We start from the raw sequence: 25,333 nt of genomic DNA, 5'->3' as shown, positions 1-25,333 counted from the left end.
GCATTAAATGGTATTCATTTATCCATGAACCTGTTTTCCGTCAACTGCCAGAGCTGCTTCACCGATAACCTCTGATAAGGATGGATGCGGGTGAATTGTCTGGCTGATTTCCCATGCAGTTGCGTCCAATACTTTTGCCAATCCGGCTTCAGATATCATATCTGTTACATGCGGACCAATCATATGAACTCCTAATAAATCCTCTGTTTTTTTATCTGTAATTATTTTTACAAAGCCGTCTGTTTCACCATAAACCAGTGCTTTTCCAACTGCTTTAAAAGGAAATTTTCCGACGGCAAGCTCATAGCCTTCTTCTTTTGCCTGCTTTTCTGTCAGACCGACTCTTGCCGCTTCCGGGTTTGCATATATACAGCTTGATACTGTATTATAATCTATTTTTTGCGGCTTTTCATCTGCGATATGCTCGACAGCAATAATACCTTCATGAGAAGCTACATGAGCAAGCTGCATCCCGCCGATGACATCGCCAATCGCATAAATATGTGATTCCTTTGTCTGGTAAAATTCATTTGTATCGATAACATGATTCGAAATTTGGATATCGGTGTTCTCAATCCCGATATTTTCGATATTTGCTTTTCTTCCGACAGATACAAGCATTTTTTCAGCCTCAAAGCGTTCGGTTTTATCACCAATCATTGCCTCAACGGAGATATTGCCGTTTTTCACTAATGTATCTGCCTGAACATTAGCACCCGTTACAATTTTCACGCCTCTTTTTTTCAATTGCTTTTCCATCTCTTTTGCGACATCTCTATCCTCTGTCGGCAGAATCTGCTTTTGATACTCCAGCACAGTTACATCTACCCCGAAATCATTCAGCATGGATGCCCATTCAATCCCGATCACTCCGCCGCCTACGATGAGCATGGATTTTGGAAGTTCCTCCATTTCCAGCGCTTCATTGGAGCTAATGACAAGCTCACCGTCAAAATCCAGACCAGGTAAGTTATTTGGCTCAGAACCAGTTGCGATTAAAACATTTTTAGGAATTAGCATATCGTTTTCGTCGCCGTTTTCATACTCAACGGAGATAGTACCAGGCATTGGTGAAAAGATACTCGGTCCTAAGATACGGCCAAATCCCTGATAGACATCTATTTTTCCTTTTTTCATTAGCCCCTGGACGCCTTTGTGCAATTGGTCAACGATTGCTTTTTTTCTTTGCTGTACCTTGATAAAGTTTAAGACCGGTTCATTCACCTCAACACCAAATTCATCTGCTTTTCTGGTTTGCTGGTAAACTTCTGCACTGCGGAGCAATGCTTTAGAAGGAATACAGCCTCTATGTAAACACGTTCCTCCTAATTCAGCTTTTTCAACGATTGCTACTTTCATTTTTAACTGACTCGCACGGATTGCAGCAACATAACCGCCTGTTCCGCCGCCTAAAATGACTAAATCGTACTCTGCAGCCATCTAATTAGCCTCCTCTGCTACGTATATCTTTACTTCCCCGGGATTATTTAAAACTTCTAAAACCCCTTCATTCATTGCCTCTAAATCATTTTTCCCCGGAAACACCATTACATCAGCAATCCAGTTTATTCTTGGAATAATCGCATCAATGACAAAATCATTCTCACTAATCTTTCCGGTAAAAACAATTCCGTCAACCTCTCCTTGCAAAACTGTACTCATTGCCCCAATTTCTTTGGCGATCTGGTATGCCTGTGCTTCGATTATCTCTTTGGTATGCCGATCTCCCTGCAGCAGCCTGGAACGGATTATAGAAGGATCTTCTGTGTGCAAATAAGCCTTTAATCCTCCAGCTTGCTGTAACTGATTCCAATCAAAATCCTCTACACTAGAATATTGTTCAGATATATAGGTCAGGAAGCCCTTTAAAGGAATACTTCCGGAGCGGTCTATCGTAAAAGGACCTTCTCCATCAACGCCATTCGTTACATCTATAATTTTTCCCGCGCGGTGTGCAGCAATGGTAATTCCTCTCGCAATATGAATAGAGATAAGTTTTAAAGAATTGTATGCAGCCCCAATTTGTTTTGCAGCAATTCTGCCGGCATGCCGATGATTAAGAGAATGAAAGATACTGGCCCTCTCTATTTCCGGAATGCCTGTATATTTAGCTATTTTCTGCATTTCATCCACTACTGGCGGATCAACAATATACGCTTTTATATTTAAATTCTCAGCAATATCATAAGCAAGGATTGCTCCCAGGTTAGATACATGCTCTCCATAGGCATTTGTTTTTAAATCATAGAGCATCGCATCATTTACCTGGTAAGTTCCACCCCTGATTGGACGTAATATTCCACCCCGGCCGCATACACTTATAAAACGCGATGTATTCATTCCATCCAAATCAAGCTGTTCAAAAATGGCCTGCTTTCTGTAAACAACCTGGTCGATAAGCTGGTCAAAATGATTTAACTCATCTTCATTATGAATAATCGTCTGCTGATATAAATGATGATTTCCTTCAAATACACCAATTGTGGTGATATACATGTCGGGGTAGATAACTAAAACACGTCCACTCTGACTCACAATACAACCTCCATTATTTTCTTTTTCATATTTGTATCTCATAAATGAAGAGGTACAATTCTATTTTCTATGATCTAAAATATTCCGTTCATTTATAATAAACTGGCTGCGGGAATTCTTCTTTGCTTGAATTCTTTCTTCCGCAAGACGGTCAGCTGCGATATATGTTGGTATTTGATCACGGTTCGAAATCGCAAATACCTGTTCCAGATTTTTGTATATGCGCTGTACATTATGTAATGCACGCTCACGGTTGTAACCAATTAATTCATCAGCAACATTTATTACTCCTCCGGCATTAATCACATAATCCGGTGCATATAAGATTCCTTTTTGATGCAGAATATCACCATGCTCTGGACTTTTCAGCTGATTATTAGCCGATCCTGCAACTACTTTGGCTTTTAATCTTGGAATTGTATTATCATTAATGGTCGCACCGAGTGCACATGGCGCATAGATATCACATTCCACATCATAAATATCATCTGGATTTACTGCTTTGGCATTAAAATCATTCTGTGCACGCTTAACTGCATCCTTATTAATATCAGTTATTATTAACTCGGCTCCTTCTTCATGCAATAATTTACATAAGCTGTAGGCAACATTTCCGACTCCTTGAACAGCAATCACTTTACCTTCTAAGGATTCTGTTCCGAAAGCCTCCTTAGCTGTTGCTTTCATTCCTTGGTATATTCCAAGTGCTGTAACCGGTGAAGGATTTCCTGCTGCTCCGCTGTAAGAAGTCACTCCTGTAACATATTCTGTTTCCAGCGCAATTTGGTCCATGTCTGATTCATTTGTTCCTACATCTTCAGCAGTAATATATCTGCCGCTTAAGCTTTGAATATAACGGCCGAATGCACGGAACATTTCCGGATTCTTATCCTTCTTAGGATCTCCTATAATAACTGTTTTTCCACCGCCAAGATCTAAACCGGCAGCAGCATTTTTATATGTCATTCCTTTTGCCAGCCGCAGGGCGTCCTCAATTGCTTCTTCTTCTGAAGCATAAGTCCACATTCTGGTTCCTCCCAGTGCCGGCCCTAATGTTGTATCATGAATTGCGATAATAGCTTTCAGTCCTGATTGTTTATCCTGACAAAAAAGCAGTTGTTCATAATCATATTTTTCCAAGTAATTAAAGATTTCCATTTTTACCCCTCCTGAATAAATCACGATAAATTATTATCTAACTTATATTTATCTATAAAATTTTAAATATGCTCTTAGTTGGATGATTTCTTTCATCCACTATTTATATTACCCTGCAAAATATTGCAGAACACATTACTCAATCTGATATTTTTCAAGTTTATAGTACAGATTGCGAACTGATATTTGTAAGACTTTTGCTGTTTTTGTCTTATTTTTATTACATTGCTGATAAACTTCCTGCAAATACATTTTTTCGTAACGGTCCAGTGCTTCTTGTAATTTTAGCGGTTCCTCTGTTTGCACATTGCCTTCTGAAAACGTACTTTGTTTTGTTTGCAATTCCGGTAAATGAGATGCCTCAATCTGTTCCTCTGTATTACCAATAAATATCATAGAATGACTTATAACATTGGCCATTTCTCTAATATTTCCCGGCCAATGATATTGCATCAGCTTATCCAGAGCTTCATCGGATATCCCTTGAACATTTTTCCCATATTCTTCATTAAGCTGATAAATAATATGTTCGACCAGCATAGGGATATCCTCTTTCCGTTCTTTTAATGATGGAATGGATATCGGCAGTTTATTAATTTGATAATAAAGGTCCTCCCGGAAATGCTTATTCATAACCGCCTTCTCTAAATTAATATTCGTCCCGGCAATAACACGGACGTCAACAGGAACAGGCTTTGTTGCTCCAACAGGAACGACCTTGTTCTCTTTTAGCACATGCAGTAATTTTTCCTGAATTGCTAAGGAAAGATTACCAATCTCATCGAGAAAGATACTCCCATTATTTGCTTGCTCAAACAAACCTTTCCTATTCGCTAATTTCTCATCTGCTGAACCAAACAGTTCCTTCTCAAGCATTGATTCAGACAGTGCTGAACAATTAACGCGGAGAAATTTATTGTATTTCCGATCACTTTCATGATGTATAGCATGAGCAAACAGCTCTTTACCTGTACCTGTTTCCCCTCTTAAAAGAACGATTGCCGGTGTCTTTGCGCCTACTTTTGCCTGTTCTAATGCAAGTTTCATTTCGGGTGAATGACCGATAATATCATCAAACGTATACCTTGCTTCCAAATTACGGATAATCTGTCTGGCTCTTTTTAACTCTTTTGTCACAGATTGTAATTCACTGACGTCATGAAGTACACCGACACTGCCTTTCATTTTCCCTTGAACAATAACCGGCGCAACATTTACAATGACATCTTTCCTTGCAGGACCAACCTTCATATGTACTCCGCGGACAGCACGACGGGTTTTTAAAACCTTCAGATGTACACTGTCTCCTTCTGATATATCCACTGTCGCCGGTTTACCAATCACTTCTTCCTCTGTTAATCCGGTTAAACGTGTATAAGCAGGATTAATAATTAAGCCATTTCCATTCTCATCAACGACACTAATCGCCTCATCAGAAGATTTAATAATTGCCTCCAGCATTGTTTTTATTTCGTTTAGGTCTGTATTCTCTTCGGCTAATTGAACTACCTCTGTAATATCCTTGAAAACAGCAAATGCCCCTACCAGATCTCCAGTTTTATTAATAATGGGTATACGTGATGCAATTACTTTCTTCCCATTATCTAAAATGGTCTTCTGGTTTAATTCCTTTCTCTGACTCCTTAAAACATGTGACAGGCGGCTGGTTTTCAACAATTCTTTTATATGCTTCCCTTTGTAATCTCTTTCCTTTTTGCCGAGAATTTGCTCAGCCCTACGATTTAGCAGCTGGACCTGCTCGTCTTTATTAACAACAATCATACCGTCATTCATATGATTTAAAATTAATTCCAGGCGGTTTGCCTGCACCTTTACTTCATTTGTTAAAGTAGTCTTTTCATGAATTAATTCATAAATAATATTTGCTACAGATCCGGGAATAATGATCGTTTTTCTTGGAAAGAGCTCAATCATTTTTTCAAATACATCTTCCTCGCCTGTTACATTTACAACAATATCAATATTATGGTGGATCCACTCTTTCCATTCTGTACTTGTATGAATATTCATCTCTTCAGCTAACTTCATGGCAGGAGCATTCGGATCCTTGTCAACAATTGCACAAATTTTCATTCGTTTTGTTTCTTTAAATAGGCGAAATAATGCTGTACCACCTTTTCCGGCGCCGACTATCAGAATTTGCTTCATACTTTTCATCCACCTTGAATTTATTTGCACACTTTTATCATACGATACCGTGCATAATTTAGCAAACGAATTCTATTTCTATTTTTCGACTTATTTTGATATACTTATATCGACGCTAAAAATATAGTGAAAATACATATTGGTTTAAAAATGCTCAGCAGAAAAAGTCATTGGAAGTATATATAAAGGAGTTCGAGTTTTATGCAAAGAAACCTCGCTCTAATCATCCTGTTTATCCCCGGGCTGATTGCAGCTTTTGGCATTAAATTAATGCGTGACACACTTTTTAATGAGTTCTACCCTATTTTTATCTACGGAAGTATTCAATTTATTGTTGGTCTGATTTTATTTGCAGCCGGGCTGGTTTTTCTCGGCGGTTTTATCATTTATAGGGATAGAAAGAAACGTAACCAGGAAAGGAAAACGCAAAGCTGAAAAATTCTGCTCTATATAGAGACAGAATTTTTTATTTTATTACGGCAAATCATCTGTAAAAGCACTTTTTAAACCTTGTTTTTTATTCCATATTTACTGAAATTGTAAATATGAAATTAATTAAAGAGAATGAAAGCGTTGTTTTCACTCTTTTTCTTTCTTTTTTTCGTTTTCCTCTTTAATTTAACAGAAAATATGTTATATTAATAAAAATAAAAAATACCGCGTATTATATCTTCATATTATTATAGTAATTTATGGAGGAAATTTTGAAATGGGGGATCATTAAATGAAAGTAGCAAAATTTGGAGGAAGTTCTGTAGCAAATGCAACACAAATTAAAAAGGTAGCGAACATAATCAAGTCAGATCCCTCCCGAAAGGTTATTGTTGTATCTGCGCCAGGAAAACGCTTCTCTGATGATGTGAAAATGACGGATTTACTAATAGACCTTTGCTATGCGAAACAAAATAATCAAGATTATCAGCTGCATTTACAAAAAATTATGGATAGATTCGAAGAAATTATAAATGATTTAGAGCTGGGTAATGATATTTTAGAAGATATCCAGCAAACAATCGAAAAATATCTGCAATTTGATACTTCGCCTTTAGGGCAGCTTGATGCTTTAAAGTCTATCGGAGAAGACAGCTCCGCTAAAATAGTAAGTGCTTATTTACAACGTTTGGGCTTAAATGCAAGCTATGTTAACCCGAAAGAAGCAGGAATTTTTGTAAGTAATGAGCCGGGGCAGGCACAGCTTTTGCCTGAAAGCTTTTCTATTATTTATCAGCTCCGTGAGCGTGACGGTGTTTCCGTCGTTCCGGGATTCTTTGGTTATTCTAAAGAAAATGATTTAGTTACCTTCTCACGGGGCGGGTCAGATATTACAGGAGCTATTCTTGCTGCTGGAACGAAAGCAAGCCTGTATGAAAATTTCACTGATGTAGATTCTGTTTTTGCGGTAAACCCGAATTTCGTGGAAAATCCAAAGGATATTACCGTATTAACCTATAAGGAAATGCGGGAGCTTTCTTATGCAGGTTTTTCTGTTTTTCATGATGAAGCACTTATCCCTGCTTTTAAAGAGCAGATCCCTGTTTGTATTAAAAACACAAACAATCCGGATGCGCCCGGAACCATGATTGTTTCTGAAAGAGATGCTACTGACCAATGTGTCGTCGGTATTGCAAGTGATGTCGGCTTCTGCAGTTTATATGTAAGTAAATTTTTAATGAACCGTGAAGTCGGTTTTGGAAGAAAGCTTCTGAACATTTTTGAGGATGAAGGAATTTCCTTTGAGCATGCTCCTTCTGGAATTGATGATATGTCTGTTATTTTTAGAGATCACCGGTTTACTCCGGATAAAGAACAGGTTGTTATCGACAGGATCCGTAATGAATTACATGTAGATACCGTAAGTATTCATCGTGATTTAGCCGTGATTATGGTTGTTGGAGAAGGATTAGTAAATACAGTCGGTGTGGCTGCTAAAGCTACTGCCTCCTTTGCCAAAGCTGGCATTAACATCGATATGATTAACCAAGGCTCTTCTGAAGTATCGATGATGTTTGGTGTTCATGCAGTTGATTTGGAAAGAGCGATTCAATCATTGTATAAAGAATTCTTTACTGCGGATGAATCCAATTTAGAATTCCCTTCTATATCCGCTAAAGGACATTAATATTTTTTAAGCCCCGCTCTAAACAGACTGTCTGTTTAGAGCGGGGTTTTTTATATACTGGAACAACCTATTTATGAAACATAATGCCGTTTTCAAACGTATAATAGCTAACTTCCCACAGAGAGGTGTTTTATTTATGAAAAATGCCAAAAAAGTTATTTCGCTATTTGCAATATCTTGCATGCTTTTTATCATTGTCGGTCCACTGGCTATATGGGTTATTTATCAAAAAGCGACTTTCCCGGGAGAATTAACTTCAAGCGAAATAGCCACAAATGAGACTTTCTCGCCTGCAGATCATCGTAAGGCTACAGAAATTTGGGCATACCCGGTCACAACTAATCTCAATGAAGTGCGCTGTGTTACAGAAAAAGATAGTGAAGAAGTACCTTTGAACTCTAAGAGTACAGAAGCCGCCTTTTCTGATACAAAGGTAACGCATCTTTTTACAAATGATGGCGATTATTCACATTTTGACCGCATACAATGTCAAGACGGAGGATTAGAATCCATTTTTATTTCCTCTCACTTCTCTGATCAAACGGCACATCGTTTAATTATTGCTATCTCTATAGCTACACCTGTTTTAGTTGGAACCGGTTTTATTCTTTATCGTCGAAATCAGCGGTAATCCATGAAAATGCATTTTCAGATAAAATTCATCTCATATTTGTTATCGACTTGATAGTCAACTTGAAGTCCCGGTATTAAATAATCTTATATTGTTATTAAGAATAATTACTGCTGTTTTAGACTATTTGTAATCTATTAAGTAATTTTCTAAATTTTTGTATTTTCTTTTAATAATATTGTATTTATTTGGGAATTTTTTAATTAAACTATTTAATTTTATGTTAAAATAACGTTTGTTGTATGGGTCATATGATTGATTCAACATGAAATGAGAAAGATGTTGGGTTGGCTATGAATATATACCAATAAAATTGTATGAGTGACAATAAGAAATAAGGATGAATCCTTTTGATTGCAGAATTTAAAATCATATATGATGACTTGATTGCTCGGCACAGAGGAACGCTTTAAAATTTACGAAACAATTTAAGAGGTATCGAATAGCTTATGTAGTGGCATTCGCATTATTATTTGTTCTCTACGTCACTGATTTGTTAGATCATATATTTATAGTCACAACTATTCTCATAATCTTTTTTTCCATTTGTTTGGATATCTTTTGGTCGTTCCATTTTAAGAGGTTCAAAAAGAGTACTCAAACACCGTGTGAATAGAGTAGGTGCATTCAATTTAAACTTATCACACGATGGATTACTTAAAAAGGAGAGCGAAATATTATGATATTATTACATATTTTAACTATTTTTTTTACTTTGAGAGTTGGATATTTAGGATTTTTTTACTCCAAAAATGTTGTGGTCGGATTTTTAATTGTACTTGTTTTGGGTATATTTTTCCCAATAGCCTTAGGAGTTTATTCTTTTCTAGTATTCAGCATGATTGTCAATGTTTTTGGTTATTTAATTATAATTAAGTTTACAAAAAAAAATTTAATATATGTATAATAGCCACCAGATAAGGGCTATTTTTTTATGGCTTATGATGGTATAATTTTCCTATACATATTTAAGGAGTGAATTTATGGAGCAGGCGGAAATGTTAGAAACAAGGAAAGGTAAAATTAGCTTTTTTGATGGAGGCTTGGCTCAGTACATAGGCTGGCGTATACTTGGTTGGCTAGTTACTGTTTGTACATTAGGTTTTTGCTACCCTTGGTCCATCACAATGGTGTATGGATGGAAAATAAACCACACTGTAGTAGATGGAAAGAGAATGCATTTTACCGGAACGGCCTTGGGATTGTTTGGACATTGGATTAAATGGTGGCTATTAACAGTTATTACCTTAGGTATCTACGGATTTTGGGTATTTATAAAATTAGAGAATTGGAAAGTCAGCAATACTAAATTTATTAATTGATTTATGCAGCCCCTCACATTGTGAAGGGCTTATTTTTATTCTTGTAAAGATTTATGTGGAGCAGAGCCCTAAATACTGTCAGCTTTTAACCCGTGCATTGACTGATATTTTTTAACAGCGACAGCCGTTTTTATGTCCATACACTCCGTCAACGCCATTCTTTTTAGCGCCTTTTTCAGGATAGAAATTATTTGATGCCAGCAACTCCTGCAGCTGTTTACCCGGCTGTCTTTATGGCCATTTTTTAAAGTGCCGCCTGCCCAGTTACCGGATTTATCAGTCCAATTACTTGACTTAGGTGTATTAGTAATCTATTTGCCAGTGGCCCATGCATCAGCACGAGAATTTCCGTTTGATTGTAAATCTGCATGGTTTTGTGCCCCTGCTCCTCTATTTGGGTCGATGAAAGCTATCAAATTATAGCAGACGTTTATGCTCACATATCTTAAAAAATAGAAAAAAAGATACTGACAAGTACGAAGAGTACATGGGCAGTATCCTAAAAAATAATTCTTAATTTTTATGGGATGCTGAAGGGGTGAAACAAAGAATTTCATTAGAAAATATCACCCGCTCCAAAATCCAAAAGGTTGTAAACCTTTATAAATCAACTGTTTTCCAACTTAATAATTTGTCAAATACTGCTCGCGTTCCCATGGATGAACAGTAGTTCTAAACATATCCCACTCTATATCCTTCGCTTCAATAAAGTGTTCAAATAAATGCTCACCTAAAGAGTCTACAAGTACTTCATCCTGTTCAAGCAGGTCCATTGCTTCCTTCAGCGTAGATGGTAAATCTTTTACGCCATTTTCTTCACGCTCTTTTTTATTCATTACATAGATATTGCGGTCAACTGATTCTGGAACGTCCAGCTCTCTCTTAATACCATCCAGGCCGGAAGCCAATAGAACAGATAGCGCCATATAAGGGTTTGCTGTCGGATCTACACTGCGGACCTCCACACGGGTACTTAATCCGCGTGAGCTTGGAATACGTACAAGCGGGCTTCGGTTTGATGCTGACCACGCTACATAACATGGCGCTTCATAGCCCGGTACCAATCGTTTATAAGAGTTAACGGTCGGATTTGTCACTGCTGTAAAGTTTGTAGCGTGTTCAATGATACCGGCAATAAACTGATAAGCTGTTTTACTTAATTCTAATTCGCCTTTTGTATCATAGAATCTATTTTCTTTCCCGGAGAAAAGAGACATGTTAACATGCATTCCTGAGCCGTTTACTCCAAATAGAGGCTTCGGCATAAATGTTGCGTGCAGGTTATGCTTTCTTGCAATTGTTTTTACGACTAATTTAAAGGTTTGAATATCGTCCGCATGCTTGACTGCATCAGAATATTTAAAATCAATTTCATGCTGTCCCGGTGCAACCTCATGATGAGATGCTTCAATCTCGAAGCCCATTTCTTCAAGCTCTAAAACAATATCGCGGCGGCAATTTTCACCTAAATCAGTTGGGGCTAAATCAAAATAGCCGCCATGGTCATTTAGTTCCAATGTAGGTTCTCTATTTTCATCCAGTTTAAATAAGAAGAACTCCGGCTCTGCACCAATATTAAACGCATCAAACCCTAATTCCTCCATTTTTTGCAGATTGCGCTTCAGATTATAACGCGGGCAGCCTGCGAATGGAGTGCCATCCGGATTATAGATGTCACAGATAAAGCGCGCCACTTTTCCTTTTTCAGAAGTCCAAGGAAATACAATGAATGTATCCAAATCCGGGTGCAGGAGCATATCTGACTCCTCAATACGTACAAACCCTTCAATACTGGATCCATCAAAAGCCATTTTATTATCTAAGGCTTTATTTAATTGGCTTAAAGGAATTTCAACATTTTTAATCGTCCCTAACATATCTGTAAACTGCAGACGGATAAAACGTACATTCTCTTTCTTAATCTGACTTATAATTTCTTCTTTGGTTAACTTCTTAGCCATTTGTTCTCCTCCTAAAAATCTTTGTTAATATGAAAAGAAAGTCTTCACTACATTGGATGTGCAGTCAGAAATCTTTTTAACCTGGTACTAGTGTCTCACAAAAAAACGTGCTAATTCCCCTTGTCTCATACTTGCTTTCCCGTATCTGCCTGCTTCATTCAATTCGTTCTTCAGAATTCCTCTAAGCTCTTCATCGGTCAGATTAGCTGGAGTTTTTTTCTTTTTCTCCGGTATTTCTCCCGGAATTTCTTTTTTCTCTTCATCCAGCAGAAGCTTAATTCCAGCCATATTTAATCCTCTGTCTAAGAGATCCTTGATTTGAAGCAGTCTGTCTACATCATTAAACGAAAATAGACGCTGATTACCTTTTGTCCGCTCTGGAGCGATTAAATCATTTGCTTCATAATAACGAATTTGTCTTGCAGTCAGTTCGGTTAATTTCATTACTATTCCTATAGAGAATAAGGGCATTGAACGACGGTCCATATCATTCAAAAGATGACCCCCTTCTTTGTTAATATGTTCAGTATATAACATGTCAGATTTAATGTCAATTGAATGTTAGGTTATTTAACATAAAAATCGTGCTTTACTTTCTTTTTCCCGTTGGCTAAGAAATTAAACCTTTATTTTCCAATGTTTTTACAGCTTCGACAATAGCAATTTTCACATGTGTATAGGTTAATCCTCCTTGAACATAAGCTGTATAAGGAGGACGAATTGGTCCGTCTGCAGATAATTCAATACTTGCTCCTTGAATAAATGTACCTGCTGCCATAATGACTTGATCCTCATAGCCCGGCATTTCACTCGGATAGGGTTTGACATATGAATTTATTGGTGAATTCTCTTGGATCGCCTGACAAAAAGCAATCATTTCCTCAGCTCTGTTAAATGTGACTGTTTGTATCAGATCTGTCCTTTTCTCCTGGTAAGACGGAGATGTTTTAAACCCTGCCAGTTCTAAAAATCGCGCAGTAAATAAAGCCCCTTTTAAAGCCTCTCCTACTGTATGTGGAGCCATGAAGAAGCCCTGATACATTTCCTGAAGCATACCAAGAGAAGCTCCTGTTTCTTTGCCGAGACCAGGTGCTGTCAATCTGTTAGCACATAAATGGATGAGGTCTTTACGACCCGCAATATAGCCTCCAGCCCGTACCAGTCCTCCACCAGGATTTTTAATAAGAGACCCCGCAATTAAATCGGCGCCGACATGCAGGGGCTCTTTTGTTTCCGTAAACTCTCCGTAACAGTTGTCCACAAATACAACAACAGAGGAATCTATCTCTTTTACGAAAGCAATCATTTCTTTTATTTCATTAATTGTAAAAGAAGGCCTTGTATCATAACCTTTTGAGCGCTGAATAGCGACTACTTTTGTCTCTTTTGTCCAGCTGCTTTTTATCTTTTCAAAATCAACTGCTCCTGTGTCTTTTAATGCAACCTCACGATAGCCAATTTGAAAATCAGCCAGTGATCCCTCTTCTTTTCCCGGCTTTCCAATCACTTCTTCCAATGTATCGTATGGATGCCCTGAAATGTATACCAGCTCGTCCTGCGGGCGCAGTACACCGAATAAAGCGGTTGTAATAGCGTGTGTCCCGGATACTATTTGCGGACGTACAACGGCATCCTCTCCGCCAAATACTTCGGCATATACTGCTTCTAATCCTTCTCTGCCCAAATCGTCGTATCCATAGCCAGTAGTTCCCTGCAGGTGCGTATCGCTAATCCGATGATTCCTGAAGGCCTCCAGGACACGTCTTTGATTTTTCTCTACTATTTTTTGAATATATTGATGACCTTCCAAACAATCTTTTTCTGCTTCTATAATTAGTGATTCTGCTTGCATTTATTTACTTCTCCTCTACAAAACGGTGAAATGGATGATCTTTTCTGACATAGCCCTGAACATGAAATTGATTGGTTTCTTCCAGCAGCTCTTTTTTTACTACTAACGCAGCGGATTGCAGCTGGTATAATAAATCTCCTTCACTCGAGTCTAATACAATATCAAATAAGTCCCATTCTTCCTTTAATACCTCTTCTATTTTCGCTAATAATGCTTGTAAATCTTCTTCTTTCAATGCGCTGATTTGAATATTTGGGAATTGATTAGCTAAAAAGAAATCTGCTTTCAGCTGATCCTTTTTATTATAAACAGTTAATACAGGGATATGGCCGGCATCTAATTCCGTTAAGAGTTTACGGACAGTTTCCTGCTGCTGTGATAAATCAGGATCAGAAATATCCACTACATGCAATAGAAAATCTGCTTCTTTTACTTCCTCCAGAGTGGATTTAAATGCTGCAATAAGTGCCGTAGGAAGATCCTGAATAAAACCTACCGTGTCAGTAATTAAACTTTTCAATCCACTGGGCAATTGAATACGGCGGGTGAGCGGATCCAAGGTAGCAAATAATTGGTCCTCTTCTAATGAATGGCTTTTTGTCAACCGGTTAAAAATAGTTGACTTTCCGGCATTTGTATAACCGACAATGGCAATTTGAAAGACATCATTCGTTCTTCTCCGCTTCCTATACTGCTCGCGCTGCTTCACTACTAATTGAAAACGACGTTTTATATCATAGATTCTTCTTTCAATATGCCGGCGATCCGTTTCTAATTTTGTTTCTCCCGGACCTCTTGTCCCGATTCCGCCGCCAAGTCTTGATAAATTTGCCCCTTGTCCATGCAAACGAGGAAGCAAATACTCCAATTGAGCCAACTCTACTTGGAGCTTCCCTTCCTTTGTTTGTGCACGCATTGCAAAAATATCCAATATTAATTGACTCCGGTCGAGGACACGAACGCCCAGCACATCTGCTAAATTGCGGACTTGACCTGCAGATAGCTCATTGTTAGCTACTACTATATCAATTTCCTCCGACTCTACAAGCCGGGCAACCTCCTGAAGCTTCCCCTCGCCAATATAAGTGGCCGGGTGGATACGGTCCCGATTTTGCGTGACTACATGCTGCACCTGTCCTCCTGCAGTTTTACATAGTGAGACTAATTCGTCTAAAGAAGACTGAAATTGACGTTCTGATTTTTGGGATTGGTTCACCGAAATTACTAATACATTTTCTGCTGTCATAGCCTACCTCTTTCTTATCGCTTAGTACATTAAAAATTTCACTTTCTTAACATGTAAAAAAAGATCCTATATATATCATACCCACTAATTCTATTCTAGCAACAAATCCTGCTCTGTTAAAACAATTAAATCTTTGGAAACAATCTGTTCTGAGGTAAGCAGCCGGACTGCCTGCATACGGATTGCCTTCTCAATCACATTTCTTACATATCTCGCATTGGAAAAATTAATACTGTCTTCCCGGAGTTTTTTTGACAAATGATTGCGCAGCTTCCATTCCGCAGGCTTTGATAGTTGATATTGTCTTTCTGTAAGCATTCGGGTTCCTATATTTAACAGCTCATCAACAGAGTAGTCATCAAAATCTAAAATAAAGGGAAATCTGGATTCAAGTCCGGGGTTCATTGTAAGAAAACGATCCATCTCCCTGGGATATCCGGCGAGAATAAGAACGATATCCTCTCTTGAATCCTCCATATGTTTTACCAGCAGATCAATTGCCTCCTTGCCAAAATCCTTTTCCCCGCCGCGCGACAAGGAATATGCTTCATCAATAAATAAAACACCGCCCATTGCCTTCTGTATGATGGCTCTTGTTTTTTGTGCTGTCTGCCCGATGTATTCTCCTACTAAATCTGCCCGTTCCGCCTCGATAAAATGACCTTTGGAAAGGATATTGATATTATGATAGAGCTTCGCTAATTTTCGGGCTACCGTTGTCTTTCCCGTTCCCGGATTTCCTTTAAACAGCATATGAAGAACCTGTTTTGAACTTTTTAAACCTTGCTCCTTTCTCTTTTCATTTATAAGGATATTTGCATAAATTTCTTTAATAGAAGTTTTTAAATCATCTAAGCCCACAAAAGATGCGAATTCTTTATCAATTATTTCAAGTGGCGAATGTTTTTGTTTTTTTACACGAAGCTCCTTGCCGGATTGCTGCGTATTCTCGTGTAAAATAATATTAATACGGCCATTTTTATAACCTTCCGCTTGTGCCAATTCTCCATCACTCCTTATTCATTAACAATATACGCAAATACCCGAAAAGGGGTGACAAATGCCTATGGATTCATAATAAATTTTGTTTTAAGAAATCATTTAATATTATATGTAAAGCTCAGAGCATTAAAAAACCGAAGCCGCCAGAGAGCGAATTCGGTTTTTTAAGCTGTTCTGCTGTCTTACATATTTGCAACAGTCGGTAAAGAGGTAGCTCCCATTAAATATTCATCAACCTGATAAGCTGCTTCTCTCCCTTCGTTAATCGCCCAGACAATTAAGCTCTGGCCTCTGCGGGCATCTCCTGCTGCAAACACATTATCTTCTGTTGTTAAAAACTTTCCGTATGCTGCCAGCGCACGATTTCTCATTGTTTTCACCCCAAAAGCTTCTAAGACGGGCTCTTCAGCACCTTCAAAGCCGATAGCAATCAAAACAAGCTGTGCCGGCCAGATTTTTTCCGTTCCCGGTATTTCCTCGAAAAAGAACACACCATTTTCATCCTGCTTTTTCTCCATTTGTATGGTATGCAATTCTTTCAGATTTCCTTTTTCGTCTGTTACAAACTTCTGTGTCTGAATAGAGTACTCACGGATATCCCTGCCGAATTTTTCTTTCGCTTCCTTGTGGGCGTATTCCAGGCTGAATACTTGCGGATAAGCAGGCCATTGATTTTTGTCAGCTCGTTTAATCGGAAGCTGTGGGTGCTTACCAAATTGCGTAATGCTTTTAGCGCCTTGGCGAATTGCCGTTGCAATACAATCCGCCCCAGTATCTCCACCGCCAATAACTATTACGTCTTTTCCATCTGCATTTAGTTCATCTTCCAATTCGATATCGTTATCGAGCAGTTTCTCTGTTGAACGGATCAGGTAATCCATTGCAAAGCGTATTCCTTTTCCATCTCTGCCTTCCAAAGGCAGATCTCGATGCTTTTGGGCACCGGTACAGAGAATAACAGAATCAAAGTTTGCTTTGATTTCTTCTGCTGAAATATCCTTGCCCACCTCTGTATTTAAAACAAAATGGATGCCTTCCTGACGAAGCAGCTGGATACGTCGTTCCACAACACTTTTTTCCAGCTTCATGTTGGGGATGCCATAGGTTAATAAGCCGCCGGCACGATCAGCACGTTCATAAACCGTCACCTCATGACCCGCTTGATTCAGCTGATCTGCTGCTGCTAAACCAGCTGGACCCGACCCAATAATAGCGACTTTTTTTCCGGTACGTACATCAGGAATTCTCGGCTCAATCCAGCCTTCTTCAAAGCCCTTATCAATAATTTTCTGCTCAATATTTTTAATTGTTACGGCAGGATCATGAATCGCTACTGTACAGGAGCCTTCACATGGTGCCGGACAGACTCTGCCAGTGAACTCTGGAAAATTATTTGTTTTCATCAACCTGTCTAATGCTTCTCTCCATCTGCCTTTGTATACAAGATCATTCCATTCCGGGATCAAATTATAGACAGGACAGCCGGATGTCGCTCCTTCTATTTCCATCCCAATATGGCAAAAGGGAATACTGCAATCCATGCAGCGTGCCCCTTGTTCTCTTGCTGAGTTGTCAGAAAAAGAGCCAGCGTATTCCTTCCAGTCTTTCATCCGCTCCAGCGGTTCACGCTCACTTGCAGTTTTTCTTTTAATTTCCATAAACCCTGTTGCTTTACCCATCTACTCTGGCTCCTTCCTCATTCCTGATGACTGACTCTTTATCTAAGGTTACAGTCATTTTTTGATTTTTCTTTGCCATAAATGCTTCATAACGGGCATCCTCTGTGCTTAGGTCCTGCGCTCTGAACCATTCAATTTGCTGCAGCATTAATTTATAATCTGTTGGAATCACTTTTACGAATTTCTTTACTTCTTCCTGCCAATTCTTTAAAATAAACGCTGCTTTTTCACTATCCGTATAATCCAGATGGTTTATAATTAAATCCTTTACTTCCTCCTGCTCTTTGGGGTCGGTTAATTTTTCAAATTGAATCAGCGCCGTATTTGTTAAGGACTGGAATGCAGAAATATCGTCCGGTCTTACATAAGCGATACCGCCCGACATTCCGGCAGCAAAGTTCTTGCCGACATTTCCAAGGATAACGACCCGGCCACCTGTCATATATTCACAGCCATGATCACCGACACCTTCTACTACTATTTTTGCACCACTGTTTCTAACTGCAAAGCGCTCACCTGCATAGCCTTGGATATATGCTTCTCCACTTGTTGCACCATAGAAAGACACATTTCCTGCAATAACATTATGGCTTGGTTCAATCGTTGAATTTTCTGAAGCACGAACTATCACCTTACCGCCGGAAAGCCCTTTGCCAACATAATCATTGGCGTCACCCGTCACTGTCATTGTCATACCTGATGGAATAAAAGCACCGAAGCTTTGACCGGCTGATCCTGTGAAATGTAAATTAATTGTATCCTCCGGCAGGCCTTCCTCTCCGTATTTTGCAGTAAGATCGCTGCCAGCAATCGTACCTGTAACACGGTCTGTATTTTTTATAGGAAAACTTGCCTGCATGGCTTCTCCCGTTTCTAACGCAGCTTGAACAGCAGGCAATATTCTCTTTAGATCCAGGGATTGTTCTAACTTATGATCTTGCCGGATGGTATTTCTTTTTGTGCCATCCGGCTGATAGACCAGGGTTGATAAATCAAGATATTTTGCTTTCCAGTGTGTATCCGCACGATGGGATCTTTCCAGGTATTCTGTATGTCCAATCATTTCATCCATTGTCCGGAAACCAAGCTCTGCCATAATTTCACGAACCTCGCAAGCAACAAACTGCATATAATTCACAACATGATCCGGGTCTCCGGTAAATTTTTTACGAAGCTTCGGATTTTGTGTTGCGACACCGACTGGACAGGTATCCTTATGACAGACACGCATCATCACACAGCCGACGACAACTAGCGGCGCTGTAGCAAATCCGAATTCTTCCGCTCCAAGCAATGCTGCTGTTACAACGTCTTTTCCGGTTAACAGCTTGCCGTCTGTTTCTAAAATAACCCGATCTCTCAATCCATTTAACATGAGTGTCTGATGTGCTTCTGCCAAGCCTAATTCCCAAGGAAGACCAGTATGCTTAATACTTGTTTTTGGCGATGCACCTGTCCCTCCGTCGTAACCGACAACAGAGATAACATCAGCATTCCCTTTAGCCACTCCTGCAGCAATCGTTCCGACTCCCGATTTCGCTACCAGTTTGACGCTGACTCTTGCTTTACGATTTGCGTTTTTCAAATCATGAATCAGCTGTGCCAAATCCTCAATAGAATAAATATCATGATGCGGCGGCGGTGAAATCAAATCAACTCCAGGTGTAGATCTGCGCACATCGGCAACCCATGGATATACTTTTTCAGATGGCAGCTGACCTCCCTCCCCAGGCTTTGCTCCCTGTGCTACTTTAATTTGCAGCTCTTTTGCATTTACTAAATAGTTGCTTGTTACACCAAATCGGCCGGATGCCACCTGTTTAATGGCACTGGAACGCAAATCACCGTTGACATCAGAAGTAAATCGGGATTTATCCTCTCCGCCTTCTCCGCTGTTACTTTTACCACCGAGACGATTCATCGCAATCGCCAGTGTTTCGTGAGCTTCTTTACTAATAGAGCCAAATGACATCGCACCTGTTTTAAAACGTTTGACGATGGATTCGATCGATTCTACTTCCTCAATAGATATAGGTTCCATTTTCTTAAAATCAAACAGATTTCGCAAAAAGCCGATCCGCTCTTCATTCGATTCTTTAGAAAATTGCTTGAACAGCTTATAATCCCCTCGCCGGCAGGACCATTGCAGCTTATAAATCGTAGAGGGATTAAACGCATGATGTTCCCCTGTTTTTCGCCATTGAAAATCACTTCCAGAATCAAGCAGCTGACTAATTGCTTCCTGATATCCTTCCTGATGACGCTTTTCTGTTTCCAGCTGAATAATGTCAAGTCCAATCCCATCAATTTGGGAAGCTGTGCCGGTGAAATATTCTTCAATGACTTGTTTACTGATTCCGACAGCTTCAAAAATTTGTGCTCCACGATAGCTCTGCACCGTCGAAATCCCAATTTTAGACATTACTTTAATAATACCCTCCGAAGCAACTGCAATATATTTTGCCTGCGCTTCTGCTGGATTCAAAGCCAATTTACCAGCTTCGAATACCTGCTGATAGGTTTGATAAACCAGGTAAGGATAAATTGCATCTACTCCATAACCAAGCATTGCTGCAAAATGATGTACCTCACGTGCTTCCCCGGACTGAATAATGATACTTACTTTCGTACGGATACCTTCCCGGATTAGAAATTGATGCAGCCCGCTGACCGTAAGTAATGCCGGTATTGCTTTTCGCTTCTGATCCATTTCTGTATCACGCAACACAAGAATATTTTTCCCATTCTGAATAGCAGTTCTTGCTTGTTCAAATACTCGATTCAATGACGCTTCCATATTCTCTGTAAACAAAGTCTCAATGATTTCTGCCTGTAAACCATCGATTTCATTATTTTCTATCTTTCTCATTTGTACATTTGATAAAATTGGCGAGTCTAACCGGACACGTTTTTTCTTTTCTGTTTCCGGATGAAGGACATCTCCCTCACTGCCGAGCCATGTCAGCATTGAGGTCACTAATTGTTCCCGATAAGCGTCAATCGGGGGATTCGTTACCTGGGCAAAAAGCTGTTTAAAATAATTAAATAAACTTTGCGGACGCTCAGATAAAACAGCTAATGGAGCATCATTCCCCATGGCTCCAATTGGTTCTTTTCCATCCTGAACCAGTGGAATTAAATACTTTTCAATATCCTCCATCGTATAACCAAACGCTTTTTGTTTATGAAACAATTGCGGATCCATTTCCTTGCTTTCATCCACTTCTGGTTCTAAAACCGTTGTTTGTTCTTCCAGCCAGTCTTGATAAGGATATGCATTCGTAATAGCCGATTTTATTTCTTCATCAGAAATAATTCTTCCTTCTTCGATATCTACTAATAACATTTTCCCCGGACTCAGCCGTTCTTTTAATAGAACATTACTCTCTTCTACATCAATCACACCCACCTCAGAGGAATAAATAATATAATCATCTTTTGTTACATAATACCTTGCCGGGCGCAAACCATTTCTGTCTAAAATAGCTCCAATTTGCTTTCCATTCGTAAAAGTGATCGATGTCGGACCGTCCCAAGGTTCCATCATCAGGCTGTGATACTGATAAAAAGCACGTTTTTTCAGGTCCATATAGTCATTTTTATCCCAAGGCTCAGGGATAAGCATCATTGCTGCATGCGCAGGCTCTCTTCCTGCCAAAGTTAAAAATTCCAGTGCATTATCCAGTGTTGCTGAATCACTGCCGTCTCTGCGGAGAATTGGCAATAATTTTTCCAAATCATCACCAAATGCTTCAGAAACAAATTGCTTTTCTCTTGCCCGCATCCAATTTACATTTCCACGCAATGTATTAATTTCACCATTATGGATTAAATAACGGTTCGGATGTGCCCGTTCCCATGATGGAAATGTGTTCGTACTGAACCGGGAGTGAACGAGCGAAAAAGCGGAAATGAAATCGGCCTCCTGTAATTCCAAATAAAATTCATTTACCTGCTCTGAAGTCAGTAAGCCTTTATATACGATTGTTCTGCTGGAAAGGCTGGGAACATAAAAACGAATATCTCTTTCTTCTGCCCAATGCTCTGCCTGCTTGCGAATAATATATAACTTTCTCTCAAAATCCAGATCATCAGCAGTTCCATTCGCCTGAATAAATACTTGTTTAATTTCCGGAAGTGTTTCAACTGCTCCCTTTCCAATGCAAGAGGAATTAACAGGCACGCTTCTCCAGCCAATTAACTGCTGTCCTTCTTGCGCAATGAAAGCATTTAATTTTTCCATTACTTCCAGCTGCTCCTGTTCGCTTTGAGAAAGAAAGACCATGCCAACAGCATATTTTCCAGCAGGCGGCAGTTTAAAGTCCTGACATACTCTTCTGAAATATTGATCAGGGATCTGTACCATTAATCCAGAACCATCACCAGTCATTGGGTCACTGCCCTGTCCGCCGCGATGCTCCAGCTTACAAAGCATACTTAATCCTTTTGTAACGATATCATGCGTCTGTTTTCCTTTTATATGCGCATATAAGCCAATTCCACACGCATCGTGCTCAAAATCCGGATGATATAGCCCCTGCGCTTTTGGCAAATCTCGAAAAACCATTCCATGTTCCTCCATTCCGTTTCCATTAAAAGTGGGTAAGATACATTTTATGTTTTTTTATCTATCCAAACAATATATAATAAACATAATATTAATCTAATTTTGATATGAGGTGGAAATATGGAACTGCGTCAATTAAAATATTTTGTGGCAGTAGCAGAACGGGAACATGTATCAGAGGCTGCATTGGAACTGCATGTTGCCCAGTCGGCAATCAGCAGACAAATTTCAAATTTAGAAAGTGAATTAGGAGTCCAGCTTTTTGAAAGGGTCGGGAGAAATGTACATTTAACGCCAATAGGAAGAATATTCTTAACACATATAAAATCGGCTTTAAAAGGGTTGGATTATGCCAAGAAGCAAGTAGATGAATATTTGGATCCTGCACGCGGCTCGATAAAAATCGGCTTTCCAACAAGTCTGGCAAGTAACCTTTTGCCAACGGTTTTATCTGCTTTTAAGAAAAGTTATCCAAATATCCGTTTTCAATTAAGACAGGGCTCCTATAATTTTTTAATTGAAGCTGTCAGGAACAGAGAAATTGATTTAGCCTTTCTTGGTCCTGTTCCCGATAATCAGCCCGATATTATCGGCAAGGTTCTTTTTATGGAAAACTTTTATGCTCTTATACCCAGGTCTCATCCTAAATCTGCAGAGGAAAAAATCTCTGCAAAAAGTTTAGAACATGAAAATTTCGTATTGTTTCCAGAAGGATATGTCCTTCACCAGCTTGTTATCGATTTTTGTATCCGTTCAGGCTTCACACCGAATATTTATTCCCAGGGCGAGGATTTAGATGCAATTAAAGGACTTGTGGCAGCAGGAATGGGGATTACTTTACTTCCAGAAAGTGCTTTTAATGATTTAAATACCGCTTACAGCTCTAAAGTGGCTATTGATCATTCACCTTTCAAACGGACAGTTGGTATTATTATTCCAAAAAACCGTAATCTCGCCCCGTCTGAAATGGTTTTCTATAATTTTATCCAGGATTATTTTGGTGTTGGGGAATAAAGGAAAGTGAAAAACATTACTTATAACTCAACTTTCGCACATTAAAAAGTAACTTCCTATCTATAGAAACATGAGTTAGTATTTCTTCCATACGCTGTAGAATTCTATTAGAGCGCAGGCCAACCGCGGAGACTGAGTGGTTGGCCTGCGCGGAAGCTATACACAATCCCCATTTCAAAATATAAAAAAGATGTGTTAACTCAGAACGAGCATGTTAATAGAGACCATGTACATCCTGGAACAGCTAGGTTAGTATGTTTATTCTTAGGCGTGAAAGTTGAGATATTAATGATAGAGGACAGATATAAAAACAGGCTTCTATTTGAAAAACAAATAGAAGCCTGTTTAAAATGCTTTTATAATCTATAAATTACGAACCATTTTTATAATAACATCCGCTGCATTTTTTGCAGCTTTTTCTAAAAATACATCAAAGGAAACAGATGATTCTTTTCCGGCAATATCGGATAGTGCGCGAATAATAACAAACTGTGTTTTATACTGGTAACATACTTGCGCAATTGCAGCAGCTTCCATTTCTAAAGCGAGCATTTCCGGGAACCGCTCACGGACAACAGCTATTTGGTCCTCTCTTTGCATAAATGAATCACCTGTTGCTATAATGCCAAATTCCGCCTGGATGTCTGATTCCTGAACAACCCCGCCTGCTAATTTTATCAATTCCGGAGAGGCCGTATAGGACGCCGGCATGCCGGGAACTTGTCCATAAGCATAATTGAACGCTGTTGCATCTACATCATGATGTAATACCTCTGTGGAAATAACGACATCACCCACATCCAAGTTATCTGCAAACCCTCCGGCAGACCCTGTATTAATAATCTTATCCGGATTAAATCGTTCGTGTAAAATAGTTGCAGACATGGCTGCATTTACTTTTCCAATACCGGACAGCAAAAGAACAACTTGTTTCCCTTCCAGATAACCTTGATAAAAATAACTATTTGCAATTTTGATTTCTTGTATATCTGTCATTTTTTGTTTCAGCAATTCAATTTCTTCATCCATTGCTCCAATAATTCCTATCGTCATCTTCATCCTCCATTACTGCCCTGCGTCATTTTCGATCAGCTTTTCTACCTTTGTCGGCTGCCAGCCTTCTCCATCTACCCAATCTAAGAACACACGATAAAATTCAGAGCTGCTTGAATCGGAAACCGTAGCAATGACTTTGTCAGGGCCATTATTCCCAACCCAGTGTTCTACCATACCATCTTCACTTAAACCGGTAACTAAAGAGGTTGCTTTTTTAATTTCAACACGATCTTGAGATCCATCACCAAAGTCTGTGTTATGTTCTCCTTTTTGCTCTGTGCCTACAGGGTCCCAGTCGCCTGTATATGCTTCTGAAACATTATCATCTGACGGCTCAGCAGATTCCCTGTCTTCGTATGAATTATCTTCTTCATCCTCATCATCGTTGTCATCATCTTCTTTGGAGGCATCCTCGTCTTTATCTTCATCTTCATTTTCTTCGTCTTTATTCGCATCCTCGTTATCATTATTATCCTCGTCATTTGAATCAGGATCAGTTATTAGAAAGCCATTATCATCTTCTCCGCCGCCTTCTTCACCATTATCTCCCTCAGACGTATTTTCAGATGCATCTGATTCAGCACCCTCATCAGCTGTATCATTTTCGCCAAATACCCATATTGCCAGGAAGACCACCAAAACGACTCCTGCAGCAATGGACAGAATGGTAATTGCATTTGTATTTTTTCTTCTTTTTTCAAATTTATTTGATCTTGTTTGATTCACCAAATACTCCCCCTAACTACAACTATTTGTATTATACTATCATATCGAGTTTAACAATCCTTGTCTATTCAATTCTAGCATAAAATTGCTGTTTGTTTCTTCTATAAACATAAAGTATTGAATGAAGATGAAGTTCTTACTGTATCTTGAAAAATTCAACTATGTAATACTATTCGTATAGATTCTTTGATTTTTAACGTTTTAAAAACAAAAAGCGGGCGGGTGATTATGTTAATTCCTGAACAAAAGTAAATATTTTCTAAAGCATTGCACATATCCTGTCAGCAATAACAAAA

The 25,333-nt window shown here is 39.0% G+C and carries 19 protein-coding genes and 1 pseudogene; 5 read left to right on the top strand and 15 right to left on the bottom strand.

Annotation, left to right across the window (positions count from 1 at the left end; genetic code table 11):
- Nucleotides 1-18 precede the first annotated feature (18 nt).
- The 4 genes from lpdA to IEX29_RS17385 all read right to left on the bottom strand — a co-directional run bounded on the left by lpdA (nucleotide 19) and on the right by IEX29_RS17385 (nucleotide 5,862).
- The gene (gene lpdA / locus IEX29_RS17400) at nucleotides 19-1,440 is read right to left on the bottom strand and encodes a dihydrolipoyl dehydrogenase (protein WP_188735644.1); all 1,422 of its coding nucleotides are present in this window, start codon (nucleotides 1,438-1,440) and stop codon (nucleotides 19-21) included.
- Nucleotides 1,441-2,535 carry a butyrate kinase gene (buk, locus tag IEX29_RS17395; protein WP_188735642.1) on the bottom strand — a complete coding sequence of 365 codons (1,095 nt, stop codon included), beginning with the start codon at nucleotides 2,533-2,535 and terminating at the stop codon, nucleotides 1,441-1,443.
- Nucleotides 2,536-2,595: 60 nt separating this feature from the next.
- On the bottom strand, nucleotides 2,596-3,693 hold the full coding sequence (locus IEX29_RS17390) for a Glu/Leu/Phe/Val family dehydrogenase (protein ID WP_188735641.1): 1,098 nt from the start codon (nucleotides 3,691-3,693) through the stop codon (nucleotides 2,596-2,598).
- Nucleotides 3,694-3,828: 135 nt separating this feature from the next.
- Complete coding sequence (locus IEX29_RS17385) at nucleotides 3,829-5,862, bottom strand: sigma 54-interacting transcriptional regulator (protein ID WP_188735639.1); 2,034 nt, start codon at nucleotides 5,860-5,862, stop codon at nucleotides 3,829-3,831.
- A gap of 201 nt (nucleotides 5,863-6,063) precedes the next feature.
- Between IEX29_RS17385 and IEX29_RS17380 the strand changes: the two genes are divergently transcribed.
- The 4 genes from IEX29_RS17380 to IEX29_RS17365 all read left to right on the top strand — a co-directional run bounded on the left by IEX29_RS17380 (nucleotide 6,064) and on the right by IEX29_RS17365 (nucleotide 9,934).
- A complete protein-coding gene (locus IEX29_RS17380; protein WP_188735636.1) occupies nucleotides 6,064-6,297 on the top strand; it encodes a DUF2627 domain-containing protein in 234 nt (77 codons plus the stop codon).
- A 289-nt stretch (nucleotides 6,298-6,586) separates the two neighbouring features.
- Entirely contained in the window at nucleotides 6,587-7,981 is a 1,395-nt protein-coding gene (locus tag IEX29_RS17375) for an aspartate kinase (protein ID WP_188735635.1), read from the top strand.
- 136 nt (nucleotides 7,982-8,117) lie between these two features.
- Nucleotides 8,118-8,612: a hypothetical protein gene (locus IEX29_RS17370; protein WP_188735632.1), complete on the top strand. Its 495-nt coding sequence runs from the start codon at nucleotides 8,118-8,120 to the stop codon at nucleotides 8,610-8,612.
- A 983-nt stretch (nucleotides 8,613-9,595) separates the two neighbouring features.
- Nucleotides 9,596-9,934, top strand: coding sequence for a YjgN family protein (locus tag IEX29_RS17365; RefSeq protein ID WP_188735630.1), 339 nt, complete (start codon nucleotides 9,596-9,598; stop codon nucleotides 9,932-9,934).
- 68 nt (nucleotides 9,935-10,002) lie between these two features.
- On the opposite strand, the pseudogene IEX29_RS27260 reads toward IEX29_RS17365, so the two are convergent.
- From IEX29_RS27260 to gltB, 9 genes and pseudogenes are all read right to left on the bottom strand, one after another.
- Nucleotides 10,003-10,150: pseudogene (locus tag IEX29_RS27260) on the bottom strand (peptidoglycan-binding domain-containing protein); the annotation flags it as partial.
- 28 nt (nucleotides 10,151-10,178) lie between these two features.
- The gene (locus tag IEX29_RS27065) at nucleotides 10,179-10,304 is read right to left on the bottom strand and encodes a hypothetical protein (protein WP_268239084.1); all 126 of its coding nucleotides are present in this window, start codon (nucleotides 10,302-10,304) and stop codon (nucleotides 10,179-10,181) included.
- 253 nt (nucleotides 10,305-10,557) lie between these two features.
- Nucleotides 10,558-11,895: a type I glutamate--ammonia ligase gene (gene glnA, locus IEX29_RS17360; protein WP_188735627.1), complete on the bottom strand. Its 1,338-nt coding sequence runs from the start codon at nucleotides 11,893-11,895 to the stop codon at nucleotides 10,558-10,560.
- An 87-nt stretch (nucleotides 11,896-11,982) separates the two neighbouring features.
- Nucleotides 11,983-12,390, bottom strand: a complete 408-nt coding sequence (locus IEX29_RS17355; RefSeq protein WP_308423649.1) for a MerR family transcriptional regulator — start codon at nucleotides 12,388-12,390, stop codon at nucleotides 11,983-11,985.
- Between the two features lie 115 nt (nucleotides 12,391-12,505).
- Nucleotides 12,506-13,747: a methionine gamma-lyase family protein gene (locus tag IEX29_RS17350; protein WP_188735626.1), complete on the bottom strand. Its 1,242-nt coding sequence runs from the start codon at nucleotides 13,745-13,747 to the stop codon at nucleotides 12,506-12,508.
- Nucleotides 13,748-13,751: 4 nt separating this feature from the next.
- The gene (gene hflX / locus IEX29_RS17345; RefSeq protein ID WP_188735623.1) at nucleotides 13,752-14,993 is read right to left on the bottom strand and encodes a GTPase HflX; all 1,242 of its coding nucleotides are present in this window, start codon (nucleotides 14,991-14,993) and stop codon (nucleotides 13,752-13,754) included.
- 90 nt (nucleotides 14,994-15,083) lie between these two features.
- A complete protein-coding gene (spoVK, locus tag IEX29_RS17340) occupies nucleotides 15,084-15,995 on the bottom strand; it encodes a stage V sporulation protein K (protein WP_188735621.1) in 912 nt (303 codons plus the stop codon).
- Between the two features lie 182 nt (nucleotides 15,996-16,177).
- Nucleotides 16,178-17,674 (bottom strand): glutamate synthase subunit beta, encoded by a 1,497-nt coding sequence (locus tag IEX29_RS17335; protein ID WP_188735620.1) that lies wholly within the window; start codon nucleotides 17,672-17,674, stop codon nucleotides 16,178-16,180.
- Nucleotides 17,667-22,241 (bottom strand): glutamate synthase large subunit, encoded by a 4,575-nt coding sequence (gene gltB / locus IEX29_RS17330; protein WP_188735619.1) that lies wholly within the window; start codon nucleotides 22,239-22,241, stop codon nucleotides 17,667-17,669. The genes IEX29_RS17335 and gltB overlap by 8 nt, the downstream gene beginning before the upstream one ends.
- A 120-nt stretch (nucleotides 22,242-22,361) precedes the next feature.
- Between gltB and gltC the strand changes: the two genes are divergently transcribed.
- On the top strand, nucleotides 22,362-23,255 hold the full coding sequence (gltC, locus tag IEX29_RS17325) for a glutamate biosynthesis transcriptional regulator GltC (RefSeq protein WP_188735618.1): 894 nt from the start codon (nucleotides 22,362-22,364) through the stop codon (nucleotides 23,253-23,255).
- Between the two features lie 363 nt (nucleotides 23,256-23,618).
- Here the strand turns inward: gltC and mtnN are convergent, their stop codons facing one another.
- Both mtnN and IEX29_RS17315 read right to left on the bottom strand, forming a co-directional pair.
- Nucleotides 23,619-24,308 carry a 5'-methylthioadenosine/S-adenosylhomocysteine nucleosidase gene (gene mtnN, locus IEX29_RS17320; RefSeq protein WP_188735617.1) on the bottom strand — a complete coding sequence of 230 codons (690 nt, stop codon included), beginning with the start codon at nucleotides 24,306-24,308 and terminating at the stop codon, nucleotides 23,619-23,621.
- Nucleotides 24,309-24,320: 12 nt separating this feature from the next.
- The gene (locus tag IEX29_RS17315; protein WP_229720270.1) at nucleotides 24,321-25,037 is read right to left on the bottom strand and encodes a YrrS family protein; all 717 of its coding nucleotides are present in this window, start codon (nucleotides 25,035-25,037) and stop codon (nucleotides 24,321-24,323) included.
- Between the last annotated feature and the right edge of the window lie 296 nt (nucleotides 25,038-25,333).

The sequence above is a fragment of the Oceanobacillus neutriphilus genome (assembly GCF_014645515.1).
In the GTDB taxonomy this organism is placed as follows: Bacteria; Bacillota; Bacilli; order Bacillales; family Amphibacillaceae; genus Oceanobacillus; species Oceanobacillus neutriphilus.
This window is presented reverse-complemented; position numbering and strand designations above follow the sequence as displayed.